This window comes from Halosaccharopolyspora lacisalsi (assembly GCF_014137975.1).
GTDB classification, from domain to species: Bacteria; Actinomycetota; Actinomycetes; order Mycobacteriales; family Pseudonocardiaceae; genus Halosaccharopolyspora; species Halosaccharopolyspora lacisalsi.
Window position 1 is genome coordinate 131698 of the sequence record NZ_JACGWZ010000005.1, and the last position, 19196, is coordinate 150893.

Annotated in this window: 17 protein-coding genes; 14 read left to right on the plus strand and 3 right to left on the minus strand. The window is 69.0% G+C overall.

Translation table 11 applies throughout. The annotated features are described in order from the left end of the window. Positions 1-140: 140 nt before the first annotated feature. Together FHX42_RS17235 and FHX42_RS17240 are read left to right on the plus strand one after the other, a co-directional pair. On the plus strand, positions 141-590 hold the full coding sequence (locus FHX42_RS17235; RefSeq protein WP_182545450.1) for a VOC family protein: 450 nt from the start codon (positions 141-143) through the stop codon (positions 588-590). Continuing rightward, a complete protein-coding gene (locus FHX42_RS17240; RefSeq protein WP_182545451.1) occupies positions 587-1957 on the plus strand; it encodes a pyridoxal phosphate-dependent decarboxylase family protein in 1371 nt (456 codons plus the stop codon). Before FHX42_RS17235 ends, FHX42_RS17240 begins: the two co-directional genes overlap by 4 nt. A gap of 137 nt (positions 1958-2094) precedes the next feature. Here FHX42_RS17240 and FHX42_RS17245 read toward each other — a convergent pair whose 3' ends face one another. Together FHX42_RS17245 and FHX42_RS17250 are read right to left on the minus strand one after the other, a co-directional pair. After that, positions 2095-2328, minus strand: coding sequence for a hypothetical protein (locus FHX42_RS17245; RefSeq protein WP_182545452.1), 234 nt, complete (start codon positions 2326-2328; stop codon positions 2095-2097). A gap of 180 nt (positions 2329-2508) precedes the next feature. After that, a complete protein-coding gene (locus FHX42_RS17250) occupies positions 2509-3513 on the minus strand; it encodes a LacI family DNA-binding transcriptional regulator (protein WP_182545453.1) in 1005 nt (334 codons plus the stop codon). A 283-nt stretch (positions 3514-3796) separates the two neighbouring features. Between FHX42_RS17250 and FHX42_RS17255 the strand changes: the two genes are divergently transcribed. From FHX42_RS17255 to FHX42_RS17275, 5 genes are all read left to right on the plus strand, one after another. After that, complete coding sequence (locus tag FHX42_RS17255; RefSeq protein WP_182545454.1) at positions 3797-5266, plus strand: mannitol dehydrogenase family protein; 1470 nt, start codon at positions 3797-3799, stop codon at positions 5264-5266. Positions 5267-5320: 54 nt separating this feature from the next. Next, on the plus strand, positions 5321-6670 hold the full coding sequence (locus FHX42_RS17260) for an ABC transporter substrate-binding protein (protein ID WP_182545455.1): 1350 nt from the start codon (positions 5321-5323) through the stop codon (positions 6668-6670). Then, the gene (locus FHX42_RS17265) at positions 6667-7569 is read left to right on the plus strand and encodes a carbohydrate ABC transporter permease (RefSeq protein ID WP_182545456.1); all 903 of its coding nucleotides are present in this window, start codon (positions 6667-6669) and stop codon (positions 7567-7569) included. Before FHX42_RS17260 ends, FHX42_RS17265 begins: the two co-directional genes overlap by 4 nt. A gap of 140 nt (positions 7570-7709) precedes the next feature. Next, positions 7710-8504: a carbohydrate ABC transporter permease gene (locus tag FHX42_RS17270; RefSeq protein WP_220480546.1), complete on the plus strand. Its 795-nt coding sequence runs from the start codon at positions 7710-7712 to the stop codon at positions 8502-8504. A gap of 35 nt (positions 8505-8539) precedes the next feature. Next, positions 8540-9637: an ABC transporter ATP-binding protein gene (locus FHX42_RS17275; RefSeq protein WP_182545458.1), complete on the plus strand. Its 1098-nt coding sequence runs from the start codon at positions 8540-8542 to the stop codon at positions 9635-9637. Positions 9638-9841: 204 nt separating this feature from the next. Here the strand turns inward: FHX42_RS17275 and FHX42_RS17280 are convergent, their stop codons facing one another. Then, the gene (locus FHX42_RS17280) at positions 9842-10957 is read right to left on the minus strand and encodes a hypothetical protein (RefSeq protein WP_182545459.1); all 1116 of its coding nucleotides are present in this window, start codon (positions 10955-10957) and stop codon (positions 9842-9844) included. A 517-nt stretch (positions 10958-11474) separates the two neighbouring features. Here FHX42_RS17280 and FHX42_RS17285 point away from each other — a divergent pair. The 7 genes from FHX42_RS17285 to FHX42_RS17315 all read left to right on the plus strand — a co-directional run bounded on the left by FHX42_RS17285 (position 11475) and on the right by FHX42_RS17315 (position 19194). Beyond that, entirely contained in the window at positions 11475-12464 is a 990-nt protein-coding gene (locus FHX42_RS17285) for a polyprenyl synthetase family protein (RefSeq protein WP_182545460.1), read from the plus strand. Between the two features lie 39 nt (positions 12465-12503). Continuing rightward, complete coding sequence (locus FHX42_RS17290) at positions 12504-13106, plus strand: tryptophan 2,3-dioxygenase family protein (protein ID WP_235987490.1); 603 nt, start codon at positions 12504-12506, stop codon at positions 13104-13106. Positions 13107-13116: 10 nt separating this feature from the next. Further along, positions 13117-14544, plus strand: a complete 1428-nt coding sequence (locus FHX42_RS17295) for an FAD-dependent oxidoreductase (protein WP_182545462.1) — start codon at positions 13117-13119, stop codon at positions 14542-14544. 160 nt (positions 14545-14704) lie between these two features. After that, a complete protein-coding gene (locus tag FHX42_RS17300) occupies positions 14705-15727 on the plus strand; it encodes a polyprenyl synthetase family protein (RefSeq protein WP_182545463.1) in 1023 nt (340 codons plus the stop codon). A gap of 142 nt (positions 15728-15869) precedes the next feature. Continuing rightward, complete coding sequence (locus tag FHX42_RS17305) at positions 15870-17063, plus strand: cytochrome P450 (protein ID WP_182545464.1); 1194 nt, start codon at positions 15870-15872, stop codon at positions 17061-17063. A gap of 20 nt (positions 17064-17083) precedes the next feature. Beyond that, entirely contained in the window at positions 17084-17293 is a 210-nt protein-coding gene (locus FHX42_RS17310) for a ferredoxin (protein WP_182545736.1), read from the plus strand. A 101-nt stretch (positions 17294-17394) separates the two neighbouring features. After that, positions 17395-19194, plus strand: a complete 1800-nt coding sequence (locus FHX42_RS17315; protein ID WP_182545465.1) for an FAD-dependent monooxygenase — start codon at positions 17395-17397, stop codon at positions 19192-19194. Positions 19195-19196: the final 2 nt, after the last annotated feature.

The window sequence follows — 19196 nt, forward strand, 5'->3', positions numbered from 1 at the left end:
GCCACCGGCAGCCGAGCGGACGAGCCCGAACGCGGACTCACCCCTTCGCGCACCGAGCTCTCGCGTTCCAGGCGTGATCACTGAGACATTGAGTTCGGCAGAATCCACCGAACCCGACCCCAGGAAGGTGCTCTCCGCTCATGACCGTTCTCGATTCGCCGATCCCCCGGTTCCACCTCGCCATGCCGGTCGACGATCTGGAGGCCGCCCGCCACTTCTACGGCGACGTGCTCGGCCTGGAGCAGGGCCGCAGGGCGGAGTCCTGGGTGGACTGGAACCTGCACGGTCACCAGTTCGTCACGCACCTCGCGCCCGCCCGCTCCGAGCAGGTGCACAACCCGGTCGACGGTCACGACGTACCGGTGCCGCACTTCGGTCTGCTCCTGAAGGTCCCGGAGTTCCACGAGCTGGCCGAGCGGTTGCGGGCGGCGGGTACCGAGTTCGTGATCGAGCCCCACGTGCGCTTCGAGGGACGACCCGGTGAGCAGTGGACGATGTTCCTGCTCGATCCGGCGGGCAACGCGCTGGAGTTCAAGGCGTTCGCCGATGACTCGCAGGTCTTCGCCGTTCCGGGGGAGCGCGCATCATGACGACCGGACGGCGTGACCTGCTGACGAGCACCGCCGAGATCGCGCTGCGATACCTCGAGACCGCGGGTGAGCGTCCGGTCGCTCGCGAGGTGTCTCTGGAGCGGCTGGTGGAGGAGCTCGGTGGCCCGCTGCCCGCCGCACCGACCGACCCGGCCGAGGTGATCGACCTGCTCGACCGCGGCGCCGATCCGGGACTGGTGGTGACCAGCGCGGGGCACTACTTCGGGTTCGTCGAGGGAGGTGTCCTTCCCGCTGCGCTGGCGGCCGACTGGCTCGCCTCGGCGTGGGACCAGAATCCCGCCTTCTTCGCGCTGTCCCCGGCGGCCGCCGCGGTCGAGGAGGTGTGTCGCGGCTGGCTGTGCGAGCTGCTCGGGTTGCCGGAAACCGCTTCCGCCGGTTTCACGACGGGGGCTCAGATGGCCAACTTCACGGGCCTCGCCGTCGGGTTGCGCCGCGTTCTGGCCGCTGCGGGGTGGGACGTCGACTCCGACGGCCTGTTCGGGGCGCCGGAGGTCACCGTCGTGGTGGGGGAGCAGCGCCACGCCACCGTGGATCGAGCGCTGCGCCTGCTGGGGCTGGGAAGCCGGCACCTCGTGGCCGTGCCGACCGATGACCAGGGGCGCATGCGCGCCTCGGCGCTGCACGACGTATTGGGCGGTGGACCGACCCTCGTGTGCGCGCAGGCCGGCAACGTCAACACCGGAGCGTTCGATCCGCTGCGCGAGATCTGCGAACTCGCCCACGAGCGCCACGCGTGGGTGCACGTGGACGGCGCGTTCGGCCTGTGGGCGGCGGCCTCGCCCTCGTCGCGTCACCTGGTCGACGGTGTGGAACTCGCCGACTCCTGGGCGACCGATGCGCACAAGTGGCTCAACGTGCCCTACGACTGCGGCATCGTGCTGTGCGCGCATCCCGACAGCCACCGGGCGGCGATGACGCTCTCGGCCTCGTACCTCGCGCGGAGCGGGAGCCGCGACGGCGCCGACTGGACCCCCGAGAGCTCACGCCGAGCTCGGGCCCTCCCGGTGTGGGCGGCGTTGCGCGGTCTCGGGCGAACGGGTGTCAGCGACCTCGTCGAGCGCTCCTGCGCCCAGGCGCGTCGCTTCGCCGAGATCCTTTCCGGCGTCGACGGCGTCACCGTGCTCAACGAAGTCGTCCTGAACCAGGTGTTGGTGCGCGTCGGTGATGACGACGAGCGCACACGCGCGGTCGCCGCGGCGGTCCAGTCCGGCGGAGCGATCTGGCTCGGCACCACCGTGTGGCGGGGCGAGGTCGCCCTGCGCATCAGCGTCTGCGACCACGCCACCGACGATGCGGCCGTCACTGTGGCCGCGGAGGAGGTACTGCGCGCGGTCCACGCCTGCTGAGGCCGTCCCGATGGGTGAACGGACCGGTGACGACTCGGTCCTTCGCCGACCGGGCAGCCAGTGCCCACGGGGGAGTCCCTCGCCCACCGAGCGGTCGTCCCGACGAACCCCTCGGCGACGAGCACGGGGCCTGATGGTCACTGGTGGAGGTGCCGTTCCGCTCGGGCCTGCTCGTCCAGCTCCTCGTAGGCGCCCTCGTCGAGCTCCGACCCGTGGAGGACGGGCCCCGTCGACCACGGGATCGGGCACGGCGGGGCATGGTCGGGATCGGGACACAGCAGTCGGGCGATGCGTTCCTTGAGCTCTTCGGCCTGCTGCTGGGTGGCGTGTGCTCCCACCCGTATTTCCCGGACGCTCGGCTCTTCGGACATCGCTCCCGCTCCTCGCCTCGCGAACTACCCACCAGCGCTTCGGAGCACGGTGGTGCTTACGGCCGCGCCTACTGCCGAGAGCGCTCCACCGTGGCCGGCCCGGGACCGAATGCTACTGGAATTCTCCGTACGCGGTGCCCGCTCGACCGGGAACGCTTCAGGCGGCCCTCCCGGGCGGGTTCACAGCGGGTGGGTGCAGCCGCAGGAGTCGCGGTGGACCAGCGAGGACGGCAACCGGTGCGTTTCCGGTGCTGTGCCGGGTCCGGCGATCCGGCGCAGCAGCAGCTCCGTGGAGGTGGTGCCGATCTCGGCGCAGGACTGGGAGATGACGGTCAGCCGCGGGGAGAACCAGTTGGCCCAGGGGAAGTCGTCGAAGCCGACCAGGGCGACGTCGTCCGGGACGCGCAGTCCGGCTTCGCCGAGAGCCTGCATCACGCCGAGCGTCATGCCGTTGTTGGCCGAGATGACCGCCGTCGGCGGCTGAGCGAGACCCAGCAGGCGCGTGGTGGCCCGCGCGGCCGCACGCGTCTCCGATCTGCCCTCGACGAGCAGCGTGTCGTCGAGGTGCAGACCGTTGCGGCGCACGGCCTCCCAGTACCCCTGCACCCGTTCGGTGGTGGTGGACAGGCCGCTCTGCCCGGACACCAGGGCGATGCGTTCGTGGCCGAGCTCGGCCAGGTGGTCGACCAGCTGCGCGGTCGACTCGGTGTTCTCCGGCCCGACCTGGTCGTAGCGCTCGTCGATCAGGCGATCGGCCAGCACGACCGGCACCTCCTGCGAGTCCAGGTAATCCAGCGTCCGGCGTGGATCCGGAGAGGGAGCGAGGATGATCCCGTCCACCCGGCGTTGGTGCATGCTGCGTACGACGGCGAACTCGTGGTCGGGATCGTCCCGGGACTCGGCGAGCATCATGGTGTATCCCTGCCGCACCGACTCGGACTCGATGCCCTGCAGAACCCGGCCGAAATAGGGGTTGCTGATCGCCGACATCACCACGGCGATCGACTGCGTACTGGCCGTCGTCAGCGAGCGAGCGAGCATGTTCGTGACGTAGCCGGTGGATTCGATCGCTTCGAGGACGGACTGCCGGGTCCCGTCGGTGACCGTGCGGGTGCCGTTGATGACGTGCGAGACCGTCGCGGTGGATACGCCCGCGGCGCGCGCGACGTCGCCCATGTTTGCCATCGCAGCAAGGGTCCTTTCCGGCTGCTCGTCGAGTGTCTCAGGATTGTTTCTCCTGTTCAGTGGTGGTACTGCTGGGTCGTGTCCTGTGATCACCCCCGGGTGAGACCCCTGCTGTGGTGGTGGGCGGTTTGGGAGCGAACCGTAACAGTTAATCGGTTACGTAAGGGGTTGCGTAAAGGCTTAACCCAAAGCTACCGTTCCGTCCACTCCGGCGCTGAGTCCTGGGTCACAAGAACGACCCGCTCCCGTCCGGACGGCACGGTCGGCTTTGAGGAAGGAAAAGATGACGCAGCTGAACGCGCAGACGCTCTCCGAATTCGGTGTCTCCGTGCCGACCTACGACCGTTCGCAGCTTCGCGGCGGAATCGTCCACCTCGGAGTCGGTGGCTTTCACCGTGCTCACCAGGCGATGTACCTGGACGAACTGATGAACCGGGGCGAGGCCCTCGACTGGGGGATCACCGGGGTCGGGCTGATGCCGCACGATCGCCGGATGCACGAGGTGATGCAGGCCCAGGACTGCCTGTACACGCTGGTGGTGAAGCATCCCGGCGGCTCGCGGGAACCCCGCGTGATCGGCTCGATGATCGACTACCTGTTCGCTCCCGACGACCCGGACGCGGTGCTGCGACGGCTGACCGACCCCGCCACGAGGATCGTGTCGCTGACGATCACCGAGGGTGGTTACCACCTGAACCAGGTCACGGGCGCGTTCGACGCCGATGACCCGGCGATCCGGCACGACCTGCGCCCGGGGGCGGTTCCGACGACCGCCTTCGGCTACATCGCGGAGGCGCTGGAGCGCCGTCGCGCCAACGACGTCGAACCCTTCGTCGTGATGTCGTGCGACAACATCCAGGGCAACGGCGAGATCGCGCACCGGATGATCCGCTCGTTCGCCGAGCTGCGCGATCCCGCGCTGGCGACCTGGATCGACGAACGGGTGAGCTTTCCGAACTCGATGGTCGACCGGATCACTCCGTCCACGACCGACTCCGACCGCTCCCGGCTCGCCGAGGACTTCGGGATCGACGACGGCTGGCCGGTGGTGTGCGAGCCGTTCGCCCAGTGGGTGCTGGAGGAGCGGTTCCCCCGGGGACGTCCACCGGTGCACGAGGTGGGCGCGCAGGTCGTCGAGGACGTGGCCGCCTACGAGCTGATGAAGCTGCGGCTGCTCAACGCGAGTCACCAGGCGCTGGCCTACCTGGGCTACCTGAGCGGCTACCGCTACGCGCACGAGGTGTGCGGCGACCCGGTGTTCGTCCGTTTCCTGCGCGGTTACATGGACGAGGAGGCGACACCCACGCTGTCGCCGGTGCCGGGAGTGGACCTGGAGCACTACAAGAAGCAGCTGATCGAGCGGTTCGCGAACCCGGAGATCGCGGACACCCTGGCGCGGCTGTGCGCGGAGAGCTCCGACCGCATCCCCAAGTGGCTGGTGCCCGTCGTGCAGCACCGGATCGCCGAGGGTGGTGTGCTCCGCCGCAGCGCTCTCGTCATCGCGAGCTGGGCGCGGTACGCCGAGGGCTTCGACGAGTCGGGCCACCCCATCGACGTCGTCGACCGGCGACGGGAGCAGGTGACGACTCGCGCGCGGCGGCAGCACCAGGACCCGCTGGCTTTCGTCGAGGACCGGGACCTGTTCGGGGACCTGGTCGACGACGAGCACTTCACCTCGGCGTATCTCGCGGCGCTGGAGTCGCTGCACACCCACGGCGCCCGTGCCGCGGTCGAGATGTGGGCGGCGGAGTGACGGTGCCGATTCGGTGACAGTCGGATTCATTCCCTCACGGAAGTAGTGGCCACTATGAGGAAACCACTCAGGGCGTACGGAAGCGCCGTCCTGGTCGCTTGCCTGACGCTGTCGGGATGCGCCGGCGCGGGCGCGTTGGGATCTTCCGCGGACAAGACCGTGACGATCGCGATGGTCTCGAACTCGCAGATGCAGGATGCGATCAAGCTCTCGCCCCGCTTCGAGGCGGCGAATCCCGGCATCGACCTGAAGTTCGTCTCGCTGTCGGAGAACGAGGCCCGCGCCAAGATCACCGCATCGACGGCGATGCGGAGCGGGCAGTTCGACGTGGTGATGACCAGCAACTACGAGACGAAGATGTGGGCGGAGAACGGTTGGCTGCGCAACTTGTCGACCTACGCCGCGAACACGCCGGGATACGACGTGCAGGACTTCGTTCCGAGCCTGCGCAAGTCGCTGTCGCATCGGGGCGACATGTACTCGATGCCGTTCTACGGCGAGTCGTCGTTTCTGATGTATCGCAAGGATCTGTTCGAAAAGGCCGGCATCACCATGCCCGAGAACCCGACGTGGCGGCAGGTCGCCTCGTACGCGAAGAAGCTGCACGATCCGGGCAACCAGGTCGGCATCTGCCTGCGCGGCAAGCCCGGCTGGGGTGAGAACCTCGCACCCCTGAACACCGTGATCAACACGTTCGGTGGCCGCTGGTACGACGAGAACTGGAACGCCCGGCTCGACAGCCCCCAGGTCGCCAAGGCGGTCGGGACTTACGTCGACCTGGTTCGCAAGTACGGCGAACCGGGCGCGGCCACGTCGGGTTTCTCCGACTGCGCGACTCAGTTCTCCCAGGGCAACGCGGCCATGTGGTACGACGCCACCTCGGCGGTGTCCACCGTGGAGAGCCCGGACTCCAGCCGCGTGGTCGGCAAGGTCGGATACGCGTCCGCCCCGGTGAGCAAGACCGAGCATTCCAACTGGCTCTACACCTGGTCGCTGGGCATTCCCGAGGCCAGTGACCGGCCGGACGCGGCCTGGAAGTTCATTTCCTGGATGACCAGCAAGGAGTACATCAAGCTGGTCGGCAACGAGTTGGGATGGTCCCGGGTACCCCCGGGCAGTCGGTTGTCGACGTACCGGATCCCGCAGTACCGGAAGGAAGCCGCGGCGTACGCACCGCTGACGCTCGAGGCGTTGCGTCAGGCCGATCCCGAGCACCCGACGACACGGCCCGTTCCCTACAACGGTGGTCAGTTCCTGCAGATCCCCGAGTTCCAGGATCTCGGTACGCGCGTGAGCCAGCAGATCGCGGCGGCGATCGCGGGCAAGAAGAGCGTGTCCGCGGCACTCAAGCAGGCTCAGCAGTACGCCGAGGCCGTCGGCAAGACCTACCGGGAGCAGTCATGACCAAGCAATCGACCATCTCGCGCGCCGAAGGATGGCGACGCCGCGGACCCCTGCTCCCAGCGTTGATCTTCACCATCGTCGTCACCCAGGTGCCGTTCGCGTTCACGCTGTACTACTCGACGCAGTCCTGGAACCTAGTGCGGCCCGGTTCGCGGGAATTCATCGGCCTGCGGAACTACCTCTACGTCTTCCGTGACAGCCAGTTCCGCGAAGTCGCCCTGAACACCGTCATCCTGATCGCGGGCACGGTGCTGATATCGGCGGTGCTCGGGCTGGCCGTGGCGCTGCTGCTCAACCGCACCTTCCGTGGCCGGGGCGTCGTGCGCACCCTGGTGATCACACCGTTCCTGATCACCCCGGTGGCCGGTGCCCTGCTGTGGAAGACCGCGATGTTCGACCCGGTGTTCGGGCTCGTCAACTTCGTGCTGCAGCCACTGGGCCTCGGTGACGTCGAGTGGGTCAGCCAGTTCCCGCTGGCGAGCGTCATGGCCAATCTGATCTGGCGGTGGACGCCGTTCATGATGCTGCTGATCCTGGCCGGTCTGCAGAGCATGCCCACCGACGTCCTCGAGGCCGGTCGGGTCGACGGCGCCGGTCCGATCACGCTGTTCCGGGAGCTGACGCTGCCGCACCTGCGCCGGTTCATCGAACTGGGCGTCGTGCTCGGTGCGATCTACTTGATCAACACCTTCGGCGCGGTCTACATGATGACCCAGGGAGGTCCGGGAGTGGAGAGCGCGAACCTCCCGTTCTACATCTACCAGCGCGCGTTCCTGGGCTTCGACATCGGCCAGGCCGCGGCGATGGGCGTGATCACGGTCGTGGCCACGATCCTGATCTCCACGCTGGCACTGCGCCTGCTGTTCAAGACCTTCACCGCGACTCGGGAGGCAGCGTGATGTCCGATCCCGCCCGCCCCACCAGCACTGCCGCGGAGACCCCGCGGAAGTCCGCGTCGACCGAGGCGGTCGTGCCGCGCCCGTCGACCGAGAACGTGCACCGGCGCCGCCGTGCCCACCGCAAACACCGCGGCGTGGGAATGATCTGGTCGGCACTGGCCTGGATCGTCGGCCTCGGGTTCTTCTTCCCGGTGCTGTGGATGGTGCTGACCGCCTTCAAGCACGAGCGCGAGGCCTACACCGACCCGCCCACGCTGCTGTTCACGCCGACACTGGACCAGTTCCAGGCGGTGCTGGGCAGCGGGATGGGGCTGACCCTGCTGAACTCGGCGTTCGCCACCGCCGTGTCCACCGCCTGCGTCCTCGCGCTCGGGATCCCGGCGGCCTTCGCGCTGTCACTGCGACCGGTGAAGCGGACCCAGGACGTGCTGTTCTTCTTCATCAGCACCAAGATGCTGCCGATCGTGGCCGTGATCATCCCGTTGTACGTCATCGTCAACGAGATCGGCATGCTCGACAACATCTGGGCGCTGATCGTCCTCTACACCGCGATGAACCTGCCGATCGCGATCTGGATGATGCGGTCGTTCTTCCTGGAAGTGCCTCCCGAACTCCTGGAGGCGGCCAGCATGGACGGCGCGAGCCTGGCCACCGCCGTGCGTCGGGTGATCCTGCCGCTGGTGTCTCCCGGCATCGCAGCGACCGCGCTGATCTGCGTGATCTTCTCCTGGAACGAGTTCTTCTTCGCCGTCAACCTCACCGCGGTGCGCGCGCAAACCGCGCCGGTGTCGTTGGTGGGGTTCATCACCGGGGAGGGCCTGTTCTGGGCCCGCCTCTCGGCGGCCTCGACGCTGGCCGCGCTGCCGGTCGTCATCGCCGGTTGGATCGCGCAGAACAAGCTCGTCCGGGGGCTGTCCTTCGGAGCCATCAAGTAACCACCCGACCTCCGTGATCCGCCGAGGAGCCAGCCATGGCCGAGATCGCCTACAAATCCGCCTCGTGCATCTACGAGGGCACCGACACCCCTGCCGTCGACCGGCTCACGCTCGAGATCGAAGACGGTGAGTTCGTCGTGCTCGTCGGCCCCTCCGGATCGGGCAAGAGCACCGCGCTGCGCATGCTCGCCGGGTTGGAGGACATCGACGAGGGAACCATCACCATCAACGGCACCGACATGGTCGGCGTCCCCTCCAAGGACCGCGACATCGCGATGGTGTTCCAGAACTACGCGCTGTACCCGAACATGACCGTGGCCGAGAACATGGGATTCGCGCTCAAGATGCGCGGGCTGGCCAAGGACGAACGGCGTCGCAAGGTCGAACGGGCCGCGCAGCTGCTCGACCTCACCGAGATGCTCGACCGCAAGCCCGCCAAGCTCTCCGGCGGTCAGCGCCAGCGCGTGGCCATGGGAAGGGCGATCGTTCGTGAGCCGCAAGTGTTCTGCATGGACGAGCCGCTGTCCAACCTGGACGCGAAGTTGCGCGTGCAGACCCGCACCCAGATCGCCGCGCTCCAACGGCGGCTCGGGGCCACCACCGTTTACGTCACGCATGATCAGGTGGAGGCGATGACCATGGGAGACCGGGTGGCCGTCCTCAAGGACGGACTGCTGCAGCAGTTCGCCACCCCCACCGAGCTCTACGACAGCCCGGTCAACGCGTTCGTCGCCGGTTTCATCGGATCGCCGGCGATGAACCTGGTCTCAGCGCCGGTCACTTCCGAGGGGGTGAAGCTCGGTGGCACCACGCTGCCGCTCGAGCGCGACCAGCTGGCCGAGCTGCACGAGCACGGACTGACGTCGGCCACCGTCGGTCTGCGCCCCGAGCAGCTCGAGGTGGCACACCCCGGTGAGGGGGTCGACGTGCGGATCGACCTGGTCGAGGAACTCGGCAGCGACTCCTACGTGCACGCCCACCTCACAGCCGACGACACCGGGGAACCGGCCACCCTCGTCGCGCGCTCGCACAGCCGCACCCCCGGGCGCCTGGGTGAGACGATCGCCTTTCGCAAAAGTCACGGACCGGTGCACGTGTTCCATCCCGAGACCGGTCAACGCCTGGCCGCCTGACGGGGTCGTCTCGTGCGGCGGTCCGGTCGCCGACGACAGCGGGCGAACGCCCGCTCGAGTGCGAGCTCCGGAGGCATCGGCACGACGCGGGTCGATGCCTCCGGGCGGCTTCGCCCCGTGGGGCCCGGCCCGGGACGGTCGGATTCCACGAGCACGGTGCCGGACACCGGCCAGGCGAGTGGAGGAGCGCGTCCATCGGAGTCGTCACGGCGGGGGTGTTCGGCTGCCGTCCCCGTGCGGCACGAACTCCGCCCCGACGCGTCGCCAGTTCTCCAAGAACGGCGGTACCCGCCACTCCGGACGCGTGCTCGTGTCGATCTCCTGGTGGTAGAACCCCGCCGAGCTGCACTGCTCGACCCAGCTGTTCCGGCGTTGCCGCGGCGTCAGGTGAGGGGCGTGTAAGTCCTCGTGGAGGTCGAGCAGGACTTCCAGAGAGTGCCGGAAAGCAGCGGACTCCTGCTCGTGCGGGTCGCCGATCACCGCGAAGTGGTCCATCATCCGACCCCCGCACGCGTCGCATTCGCACACCCACCTTTCCACCTGGTCCGGCGTGACCCGCACCGCTGTCGCCGCCTCCTCGACGCCGAGGTGGGAAAGGCAGTGCCCGGCCAGCACCGGGCGGGGACGACGAAGGCGGAAGATCGTCTCCACCGCTGCCGCCACCGCTCCGAAGCACGACGCGCCCAGAGCCGACACGTCACCGCGCAACAGGAGCACCGGGTTTTCGCCGCCCAGCAGCCGCAGCAGGCCGCGCAGAGTCTCCGGCACGTCGAGGGGATCTCCGAAGTGTTCCAGCACGAGGGTGACCGGAACCCCCGAAGCGTGGAGCTCCTCCTCGAGGACGCCCAGCGAGGTGGGATCCGAGAGCCAACTCGAGTGGAGTGGTAAGCAGGCGATGACGTCCTCGCCCAGCTCACGGGCACGGGTCAGGATGCTTCGCAGTCCGACGAGATCGCCCTCGCCGACACGACCCGAGTCCGTGAGCACGGGAGCGCGCAACCCCCGCTGGGACAGGATCCACTGCTCGTCGAACGGCGCGGTGGCACAGCGGTGCCCGTTTACCCCGTATCGCTCCGCGTCGCACAGGAGTGGTTTCTCGAATCCCCGCTTCCGCAGCGAGTGAGCGATCTTCGGGGCATCGGTCCCGGTGAGCACCAGGCCGCACCGTGATCGGTCGTCGAGGAACGGAGCCACGGTGTGCACCTCGTCGGTGCGGCACCGGAGCAGCAACGTGCCGGCGAGGTCGTCCGGTCGCCCGGACCCTCCCGTCCGGGCGGAATCGGCCGTGTCGTCATCGGTGCGTTGATCGGGTCCCGACATGACAGCCTCTCGGGGTCGCACTGCCGGGGCGTGACCTCCCGCAGAGCCACGAGCCGTCACGCTCCCTGCCGCGGTCGCGGACTACCGAGCGTACTGATCGCGGGTAACGGCACCGACGGGCTCGGACGCCTCCTCGTCGTCCCGAACGGGTCGAGTGATCGGCGACGTTCGCGATGGTGACGGGTGTTTTCCCTGTTGGGAAGTCGTCCGTGGATGCGGCGGGGGCATCCCGTCGCGTGCGGACCCACGAAAGGGGAGTGCCGCAGATCACAGATCATGCCATTCGTTTGGCCCACGGTGCGTCGTCGGGATCCCGCTCAAGGATTTCCCGCACGATTTCTCCGCGCCCCCGCCCCGGGGACGAAGGCAACCACGACGGGGACTCCGTTCTCGCCGGTGCTCTTCGCGTGCTCCGGTTCGGATTCCCGGACCGGACGGTCCTGGTGGCCTTCCCCTTCGGGCCTGTATCGGTCGGTTGTACAGACATCTCCGTCGTGCCGCCACTACGTTGGGCCTCATGACGGAGATCGATGTGCCGCAGGTTGCCGATCCCGATATAGCCGGACTCGTGCGGTCCGAGGTGGAGAATCGCTGGCCGGACGGTGTTTCCGACCTCGATGAAATAGCGCGTTACGGGCTGGTTCCCTTTGGGAAAATGATGGGTCCGTGGTTGCTCGTCAGGTCGAGCCTGGCGGTGGGGGGAGAACTGGAACCGGTTCTCCCCGCGGCCGTGGCGGTGGAGTGCGTGCAGGTCGGGGCGATGATGCATGACGACATCATCGACGACGATCCGCAGCGGCGAAGCAAACCCGCGGCATACTCGGTTTTCGGGCGGTCGGCGGCGACCGTGGGCGGTGACGGCCTCTTCTTCCACGGTTTCGCGGCCTTGTCGGAATGTCAGGAAGCGGGCGTTCCCGCGACGCGTGTTTCGCGGGCGCTCGGCGTTCTGGCGCATACCGGCCTGCGCATCGGAAATGCGGCTCTCAAGGAAGTCCGGATGAGTCACCGCATTTGCTCCACGGCCGCGTACTTCGACATGATCAGAGACAAGAGCGGTGCTCTGTTGTGGATGGCGTGTGGCCTGGGGGCGACGCTCAGCGGTGCCGACCAACGGCACGCGGAAGCCCTGGGCGAGTACAGCGATCTGCTGGGAATCGGTTACCAGATTCGCGACGACCTGATGGCCTACGACGGAACGCGGGCGGGAAAGCCGAACGTCTCGGACATCCGCAACAGTCGGCCGACGCTGCCCGTACTGCTCGCGCACCGCGACGCGTCCCCCGAACACCAACATCGGATCGAACGCATCCTCGCGGACACGACGTCGCCCATCGCGGACCGTCGGGAAGCCATGACCGAGCTCGTTCACGAGTACGGAGCGGTCCGATCCGCGCGCGAGACCTCCCACGACTACGCCCGCCTCGCCGCGAAAGCGCTGGATCCGCTGCCGCCGAGCGAGCACAAGAACGCCCTGATCGACCTCACTGTCCCCGGGAACCTGGCTTAGAGCGGGGATCCCGCTCGAAGAGGTGGTGCCGTGACTGCCATGACGTACTCGCGATATCTGCACCTGGAAACCCTGCTGGACCTGCAGCATCCGCTCACGCCGCCCGAGCAGCAGGACCTGCACGACAGCGAGCGTTTGTTCATCGTGATCCACCAGGCGTCCGAGACGCTGCTGGGTCAGGCCCTGACGGATCTGCGGCACATCGAAGCCGACCGGTGCGCTCGGCAGTGCCTCGCGCGCCGGGTGGATCGGGCGACGCAGCTCATCGATGCGATGGAAGGGCAGCTGAGAGTCCTGCGTCGCACGCTCGATCCGGATGACTTCGCCGTCTTCCGAGAACGGCTCGGGACGGCGAGCGGACTGCAGTCCGCCCAGTTCCACGAGCTGTTCGCGGTGGTCGAGCGCTTGACGCCCCACGCCGACCGCCACGTCCCGGTGGCGTTCCGCCGGCTCGAGACTTTGCGCACCGCGGTCCGGCGCTGGCGCTGTACGCACCTGGACCTGGTCGAGCACATGATCGGCGGATCGTCGGGGACCGGTCGCACGTCCGGCACCGACTACCTGGAGCGCCGGTTGAACGGTCCGGCGGGAGGCGACACCGTTCGCACCGCCACGAGTGCGGCGCCGCGCGCGTCGTCGTGAGAGGCGGAGAATGCGTACACGATTCCCCGGTCGGTCCTTGGGGCACGTCGTCGTGATGGGTGGCAGCGTGGCCGGGTTGCTGGCCGCTTACGCGGTCTCGCACCGCGCCGACAGGGTGACGGTACTGGAGCGTGACCGCTGCGAGGACGATCCCGCGCCGCGGGCTGGCGTACCGCAGTCCCGGCACACGCACGTGCTGCTGACCAGCGGCATGATGGCTCTGGACGACCTGCTTCCGGGGCTGATGTCGACGCTGCGGGACGCGGGCGCGCCGTGCCTGGACGTTCCGGCTGATCTCGGTGTGTGGCAGGCGGGTCAGTGGGTGCTGCGGGACAACCCCTCCGCCCCGGTCGTCACCGCGTCACGGCCGCTCGTGGAGCACGTCATCCGCCGGAGGGTCCTGGCCGAGGAGCGCATCACGGTGCTCGTCGGCACCGAGGCGACGGGCTTCCTGGGGGACTCCCACCACATCAGGGGTGTCTCGAGCCGCGCTCGCGGAGCCGGCAGCCGGGGTCGATGCGACATCGAGGCCGACCTGGTGATCGACGCGACCGGTCGTGGTAGCCACACCCCGGAATGGCTGGCCGAGCTCGGCGCCGACGTGCCGGCCGAGGACGTGCTGGAGACCGGACGGGCCTACGCCACCGGTGTCTTCCACGCCGATGGTTCCGGGCGTGCCGGACGGCTTCGCGGTTTCTACATCGTCCCCGACGCCGCGCAGCCGTTCGGCGCGATCGTCCTCCCCGCGGAGAACGACCGGATCATGGTCACGTTGTCGGGTCCCCGGGGAGGCGCGCCTCCACTCGACCCGGACGGTTTCGTCGAGTTCGCCGGGCGGCTTCCGCACGACGCTCCCCACCGGTGGCTCGGCACGGCGCGTCCGGTCGGTCGTCCCGTGGGGTACCGGCACACGGCGAACCGGCGACGTCGATACGACAGCGCGCTGCGTGATCGCACGGGGTTGCTCGTGGTCGGAGACGCGCTCTGCGCGTTCAATCCCGTTTACGGCCAGGGCCTGTCCGTCGCGGCCATGAACGCGGTGGCCCTGCGCCGGGAGCTGGATCGCACCGACCGGATTCCGTCGGCGTGGAGGCTGCAGCGAACGCTGCTGCGGTCGGCGCGCTCGGCCTGGGACGTCGCCACCGGCGCGGACAGCCCGATGCCCGGAGCGGTCGGCAGCGCTCGGCGCACCGGCCCCGTCGACGGTGCCGTCAACTGGTACCTCGAACGCGTGCGCGCTCACGTCCCGGGAGACCCGGCGGTGTGCAGCGCCTTCCGGGACGTGCTGTTCCTGCTGGCCCCGCCGAGCAGCCTGCTGACGTCCCAGCGGGTGCTTCGACGATCACTCCTGCACCCGGTGATCCCGACGCCCGCCGAGCCGTCCCCGCACCGCGGTGCGCCGGACCGCGGCGCACCCGCGCCCCGGACCACGTCGTGATCTTCCACCCGGCCGACCACGGAGGTGCGCACACCGTGCGACACATCAGTTCAGTCACCAGCCGACGGGCGAGGCCCCGTCGGACGACGGGCGTCGAGCAGCGGGCACCGCGTCCCGGGCTGCGCGGGCGACCCGGTGCCCACCGAGCGGAGCCGACGACATGACCACATCGACCGCCCGACTGCCCTCGGCGCTCGACCGGGGTAGAGAACTGGTCCAGCCGGCTCTTCGCGAAGCCGTGGAGCACTACCTGGGTTCGGACATGGCGCTGGTCGCCCGGTACCACCACGGGTGGACCGACGCCGAAGGCACTCCGACCGACGTCTGGACCGGCAAGCTCGTCCGTCCCGCCCTGACGCTGCTCTCGGCGCAGGCGGCGGGCAACTCATCCGCCGACGGCACACCCGCGGCAGCGGCAGTGGAGCTGGTGCACAATTTCTCGCTGCTGCACGACGACATCATGGACGGTGACACGGCACGTCGGGGCCGCGCGACCGCGTGGACGCTGTTCGGCGCGCCCAGCGCGACCCTCGCCGGTAACGCGTTGCTGACCACGGCGACGAGTCTGCTGCTCGACGCGGAGGCCGTGGGTGCGCGGTCGGCGGCGGCGTCGCTGATGTCGGCCACCCAGCGGATGATCAACGGTCAGGCGACCGATATCGCGTTCGAGCACCGCGACGACGTGACCCCCGCCGAATGCCTGCGGATGGCCGGTGACAAGACCGGCGCGCTGCTCGCCTGCGCCTGCTCGCTCGGTGCCGAGCTCGCCGGTGCGGAGGCGGCGCTGATCGGGCGGCTCCACGCGTTCGGCGAGCATCTCGGGATCGCCTTCCAACTCGTCGACGATCTGCTCGGGATCTGGGGCGAGTCGGGACGCACCGGCAAGGAGACCGGTGCTGATCTGAGAGTGCGCAAGAGGACGCTGCCGGTGGTGGCGGCCCTCGACGCGCAGGGGTCGGACGAGCTCGCGACCCTCTACTTCCGGCGAGAACCACTCGACGAACGGGAGGTTCGCCGCGTCGCGGAGCTGGTGGAGGGTGCCGGCGGTCGTGACTGGGCGCTGAGCCGGGCGGATCACCACGTGGCAGCGGCGCGGGAATGCCTCGCCGAAGCCGACCTCGCGGAGTCCGTCCGCGCGGAATTCCTGGAATTCGCCGAGTTCATGACCGGCAGGCGATTCTGATGGGCCGATCCGGACCCCGGTCCACGAACACCCGCACATCCGTCGCGGTCCGATCCGCCGACGAGACCGCGCGACATCCGAAAAGACCGGCAGGCGTCGCCGCACCGCGCTGTTTCCGGTCCGCGAGCAGGAAGGACATGTCATGACAGAGCCCAGGGCACTTCCCATCGCCGCCCGTGCCGAGGACCGTCCCTTCGATCCGGCCGCTGAGCTCTACGAGCTGCAGCGGGAGGAGGGACTGCCCCGGGTCACGGTGCCCAGTCCGATCCTCGGGGACTTCGAGGCGGTGATGATCACGCGCTACGAGGACGCCAGGAGCGTGCTGCGTGACGACCGGTTGCGGATGGGGTTCGTGTTCGACCCCGAAGCACCGCGCACCATGTTGAACCAGCCCGGCAATCTGCTGAACTACAACGGCGACGAGCACTCTCGGCTACGGCGGATGCTCACCGGCGCTTTTTCGGTCAAGCGCGTCCGCGCGTTGCGGCCGATGATCGAGGAGATCGTGTCCGCGAGGCTGGACGCGCTGTCCGAGGCCGGCCCGGGCGCTGACCTCGTGCGGGTGTTCAGCACGCCCATCCCGACCATGGTGATCTGCGAGCTGCTCGGTGTTCCCTACGCCGACCGCGCCGACTTCCAGCACCGCGCGCAGGTCGGTCTGGACGTCAACACGACGCGCGAGGTGCAGATCCGGAACCTCGCCGAGATGGACGAGTACATGGCGGGGCTCGTCGCGGACCACCGGAAGCAGCCGGGCGACAACGTGCTCGGTGGCGTCGTGCGGGACTTCGGGCACGAGCTCACCGACGACGAGCTGGTGGGCATCGGCAACATGCTGCTCATCGCCGGACACGAGACGACGGCCAGCATGCTCTCGGCGAGCACGGCACTGCTGCTCCAGCATCCCGATCAGCTGGCCGTCGTCCGCGACGAACCGTCGAAGATCGACGACGCCGTCGAGGAACTGCTGCGGTACTGCGCTCCCGCCACCATCATGCCGCGCCAGGCTGCCGCGCCGATGAGCGTGCGCGGTCAGCGGATCGAGGAGGGCGAGCGGGTCGTCGTGTCCATCCTGGCCGCCAACCGCGACCCCGACGCGACCGAGCACGACCTCGACGCGCTGGACGTGAGCCGGCAACCCCGCCCGCACGTCACGTTCGGTCACGGCGTGCACCAGTGCCTCGGCCAGCAGCTGGCGCGCATGGAACTGCGGGTCGCGCTGCCCGCGCTCTTCGACAGGTTCCCCACGTTGAAGCCGGCCGTTCCCTGGGAGGAGATCGACTACCGGACCACCGCGCTGGTCTTCGGCGTGCGCGAACTACCGGTCACGTGGTGACGGAGGAAAGGACCGTGATGATGAACGTGGAGGTCGACCAGTCCCGGTGCGTCGCCGCCGGCCACTGCCTCGCTTCCGTACCGGAGGTCTTCGACCAGCGTGACGACGACGGCGTCGTGGTGCTGCTCGACGAGACGCCTCCGGAACAGCAGCACGAGCGCGTCCGGGAGGCGGCCGTGCGCTGCCCGTCCGCGGCCATCGCCGTCCGGGCTCGGGACAGCTCGTCATGAGCGACGTGCTCGTCGCCGGCCGGAACGACGCGGGCCGTTCGGGAGACACGCGACCTGATCACCGCAGGCGCTGAGAGGCATTGATGGGAGACGAGTGGTCCATGTCCGATTCAGAGGTGCCGGTACTCATCGTGGGGGGTGGCGGCTGCGGTCTCGCCGCGTCGGTCTTCCTGTCCGACATGGGAGTGGAGCACCTGCTCGTCGAGCGACGGGAGTCGACGTCGGTACTGCCCCGAGCGCACTACCTGAACCAGCGAACGATGGAGATCCTCCGCCAGCACGGGATCGCCGAGGACGTGTACCGGGCCAGCGCACCGCCGGCGAACATGGAAGAAGTCGTCTGGCGGACGTCGCTGGCCGGTGACGGGCCGCTGGACGCGCTGGACCTGCACCGGATCGACGCGTTCGGCGGTGGTGCGACCGCGGCGGCGTACGCGGCCGACAGCCCGTGCCCGTCGACGAACCTTCCGCAGCACCGCCTCGAGCCGTTGCTGCTGCGGCACGCCGAGGAACGAGCGGCGGGAGGGGTCCGCTTCCACCACACGATGGAGGAGTTCACCCAGGACGAGTCCGGGACAAGCGCGCGCGTGACCGACCGCGCCACGGGTGAGCAACGGACCGTCCGGGCCCGGTACCTCCTGGCCGCCGACGGGGGACGGAGCATCGGTGACTCCCTCGGAGTGGAGATGGACGGAGAGGGCGGGGCCCTCGACGTGTACTCCGTCCACTTCAGCGCGGACCTGGCCGAGTGGTGGCCCGGGGACGCGGTGCTCATGACGAACTTCGTCGATCCGGACGGTGGGCTGATCTCCCGGTACGGGATGGTGGCCCTGGGGCCCCGGTGGGGGCTGGAATGCCGGGAGTGGGCGTTGCATTTCCACCTGCCGCCGGAGACCACTCCGGACCTCGGGACGGAAGCCGTCACCGCCACGGTGCGGGGACTGCTGAAGCTGCCCGATCTCGACCTGACGGTCCACCAGGTGAGCCACTACCGGCCGGAGGCCGTCGTGGCGAGTTCGTTCCGGGTAGGCGGGGTCTTCCTCGCCGGGGACGCCGCGCACCGCCAGCCGCCCGCCACGGGACTCGGGCTGAACTCGGCGATCCAGGACGCGCACAACATCGCCTGGAAGCTCGGCGCCGTGCTCGGCGGCGGGGCGGATACGTCGTTGCTGGACACCTACGAGGCCGAACGCCTCCCGGTCGCTCATCGGAACGTGGACTGGGCGATGTACGCCTTCCGCAACCACGCGGTCATCCACGCGGGCCTCGGTATTTTTCCCGGCCAGCCGCCTGAAACCACGCGAGCCACCATTCGGGCGCTGTTCTCCGGCACCCCGATGGGCGAGACGCGGCGAGCCAGGGCCGCGGAGGTGTTCGCCACCCAGCGGGTCGAGTACCAGGCACACGACATCGAGATCGGCCACTACTACCGGACCGGTGCCCTGGAACCCGACTCGTCGGACCCGCCGCCCCGCGATCCGATGGGGTGCACGTACCGGCCGGTCACCAGGCCCGGGCACCGGTTGCCGCACGCGTGGCTGACCCGTGACGGCAACCGCGTGTCGACCCTCGACCTCGTCGGTCCCCGAGGTGGGTACGTGCTGATCACCGGTCCGTCGGCGGCCGGGTGGGTGGCCGCGGGGGAACGGATCGCGGCCGCCCACGGCGTGACGCTGAAGGTCGTGCCCGTCGACGCGGACCCGGAGGTGGGTGGCTACCACGACGTCGACGGTGGCTGGTCGGCGGTCAAGGAGATCGGCGATGACGGCGCCGTGCTGGTGCGTCCGGACAACCACATCGCCTGGCGCAGCGTTCGGGGCGGCCCGCGCTCCGCCGAGGAGCTCGACGCGGTCTTCCGCGGGATTCTCGGACGTACCGATGTCACGACCACGGGGAGCTGATG

What these genes read in the sequence shown, in the direction of transcription:
- FHX42_RS17300 (WP_182545463.1), top strand. Translation starts at nt 14,705, where the DNA reads ATGACCACATCGACCGCCCGACTGCCCTCGGCGCTCGACCGGGGTAGA.
- FHX42_RS17250 (WP_182545453.1), bottom strand. Translation starts at nt 3,513, where the DNA reads ATGGCAAACATGGGCGACGTCGCGCGCGCCGCGGGCGTATCCACCGCG.
- FHX42_RS17290 (WP_235987490.1), top strand. Translation starts at nt 12,504, where the DNA reads ATGACGTACTCGCGATATCTGCACCTGGAAACCCTGCTGGACCTGCAG.
- FHX42_RS17275 (WP_182545458.1), top strand. Translation starts at nt 8,540, where the DNA reads ATGGCCGAGATCGCCTACAAATCCGCCTCGTGCATCTACGAGGGCACC.
- FHX42_RS17260 (WP_182545455.1), top strand. Translation starts at nt 5,321, where the DNA reads ATGAGGAAACCACTCAGGGCGTACGGAAGCGCCGTCCTGGTCGCTTGC.
- FHX42_RS17295 (WP_182545462.1), top strand. Translation starts at nt 13,117, where the DNA reads ATGCGTACACGATTCCCCGGTCGGTCCTTGGGGCACGTCGTCGTGATG.
- FHX42_RS17270 (WP_220480546.1), top strand. Translation starts at nt 7,710, where the DNA reads ATGATCTGGTCGGCACTGGCCTGGATCGTCGGCCTCGGGTTCTTCTTC.
- FHX42_RS17255 (WP_182545454.1), top strand. Translation starts at nt 3,797, where the DNA reads ATGACGCAGCTGAACGCGCAGACGCTCTCCGAATTCGGTGTCTCCGTG.
- FHX42_RS17315 (WP_182545465.1), top strand. Translation starts at nt 17,395, where the DNA reads ATGTCCGATTCAGAGGTGCCGGTACTCATCGTGGGGGGTGGCGGCTGC.
- FHX42_RS17310 (WP_182545736.1), top strand. Translation starts at nt 17,084, where the DNA reads ATGAACGTGGAGGTCGACCAGTCCCGGTGCGTCGCCGCCGGCCACTGC.
- FHX42_RS17240 (WP_182545451.1), top strand. Translation starts at nt 587, where the DNA reads ATGACGACCGGACGGCGTGACCTGCTGACGAGCACCGCCGAGATCGCG.
- FHX42_RS17235 (WP_182545450.1), top strand. Translation starts at nt 141, where the DNA reads ATGACCGTTCTCGATTCGCCGATCCCCCGGTTCCACCTCGCCATGCCG.
- FHX42_RS17265 (WP_182545456.1), top strand. Translation starts at nt 6,667, where the DNA reads ATGACCAAGCAATCGACCATCTCGCGCGCCGAAGGATGGCGACGCCGC.
- FHX42_RS17280 (WP_182545459.1), bottom strand. Translation starts at nt 10,957, where the DNA reads ATGTCGGGACCCGATCAACGCACCGATGACGACACGGCCGATTCCGCC.
- FHX42_RS17245 (WP_182545452.1), bottom strand. Translation starts at nt 2,328, where the DNA reads ATGTCCGAAGAGCCGAGCGTCCGGGAAATACGGGTGGGAGCACACGCC.
- FHX42_RS17305 (WP_182545464.1), top strand. Translation starts at nt 15,870, where the DNA reads ATGACAGAGCCCAGGGCACTTCCCATCGCCGCCCGTGCCGAGGACCGT.
- FHX42_RS17285 (WP_182545460.1), top strand. Translation starts at nt 11,475, where the DNA reads ATGACGGAGATCGATGTGCCGCAGGTTGCCGATCCCGATATAGCCGGA.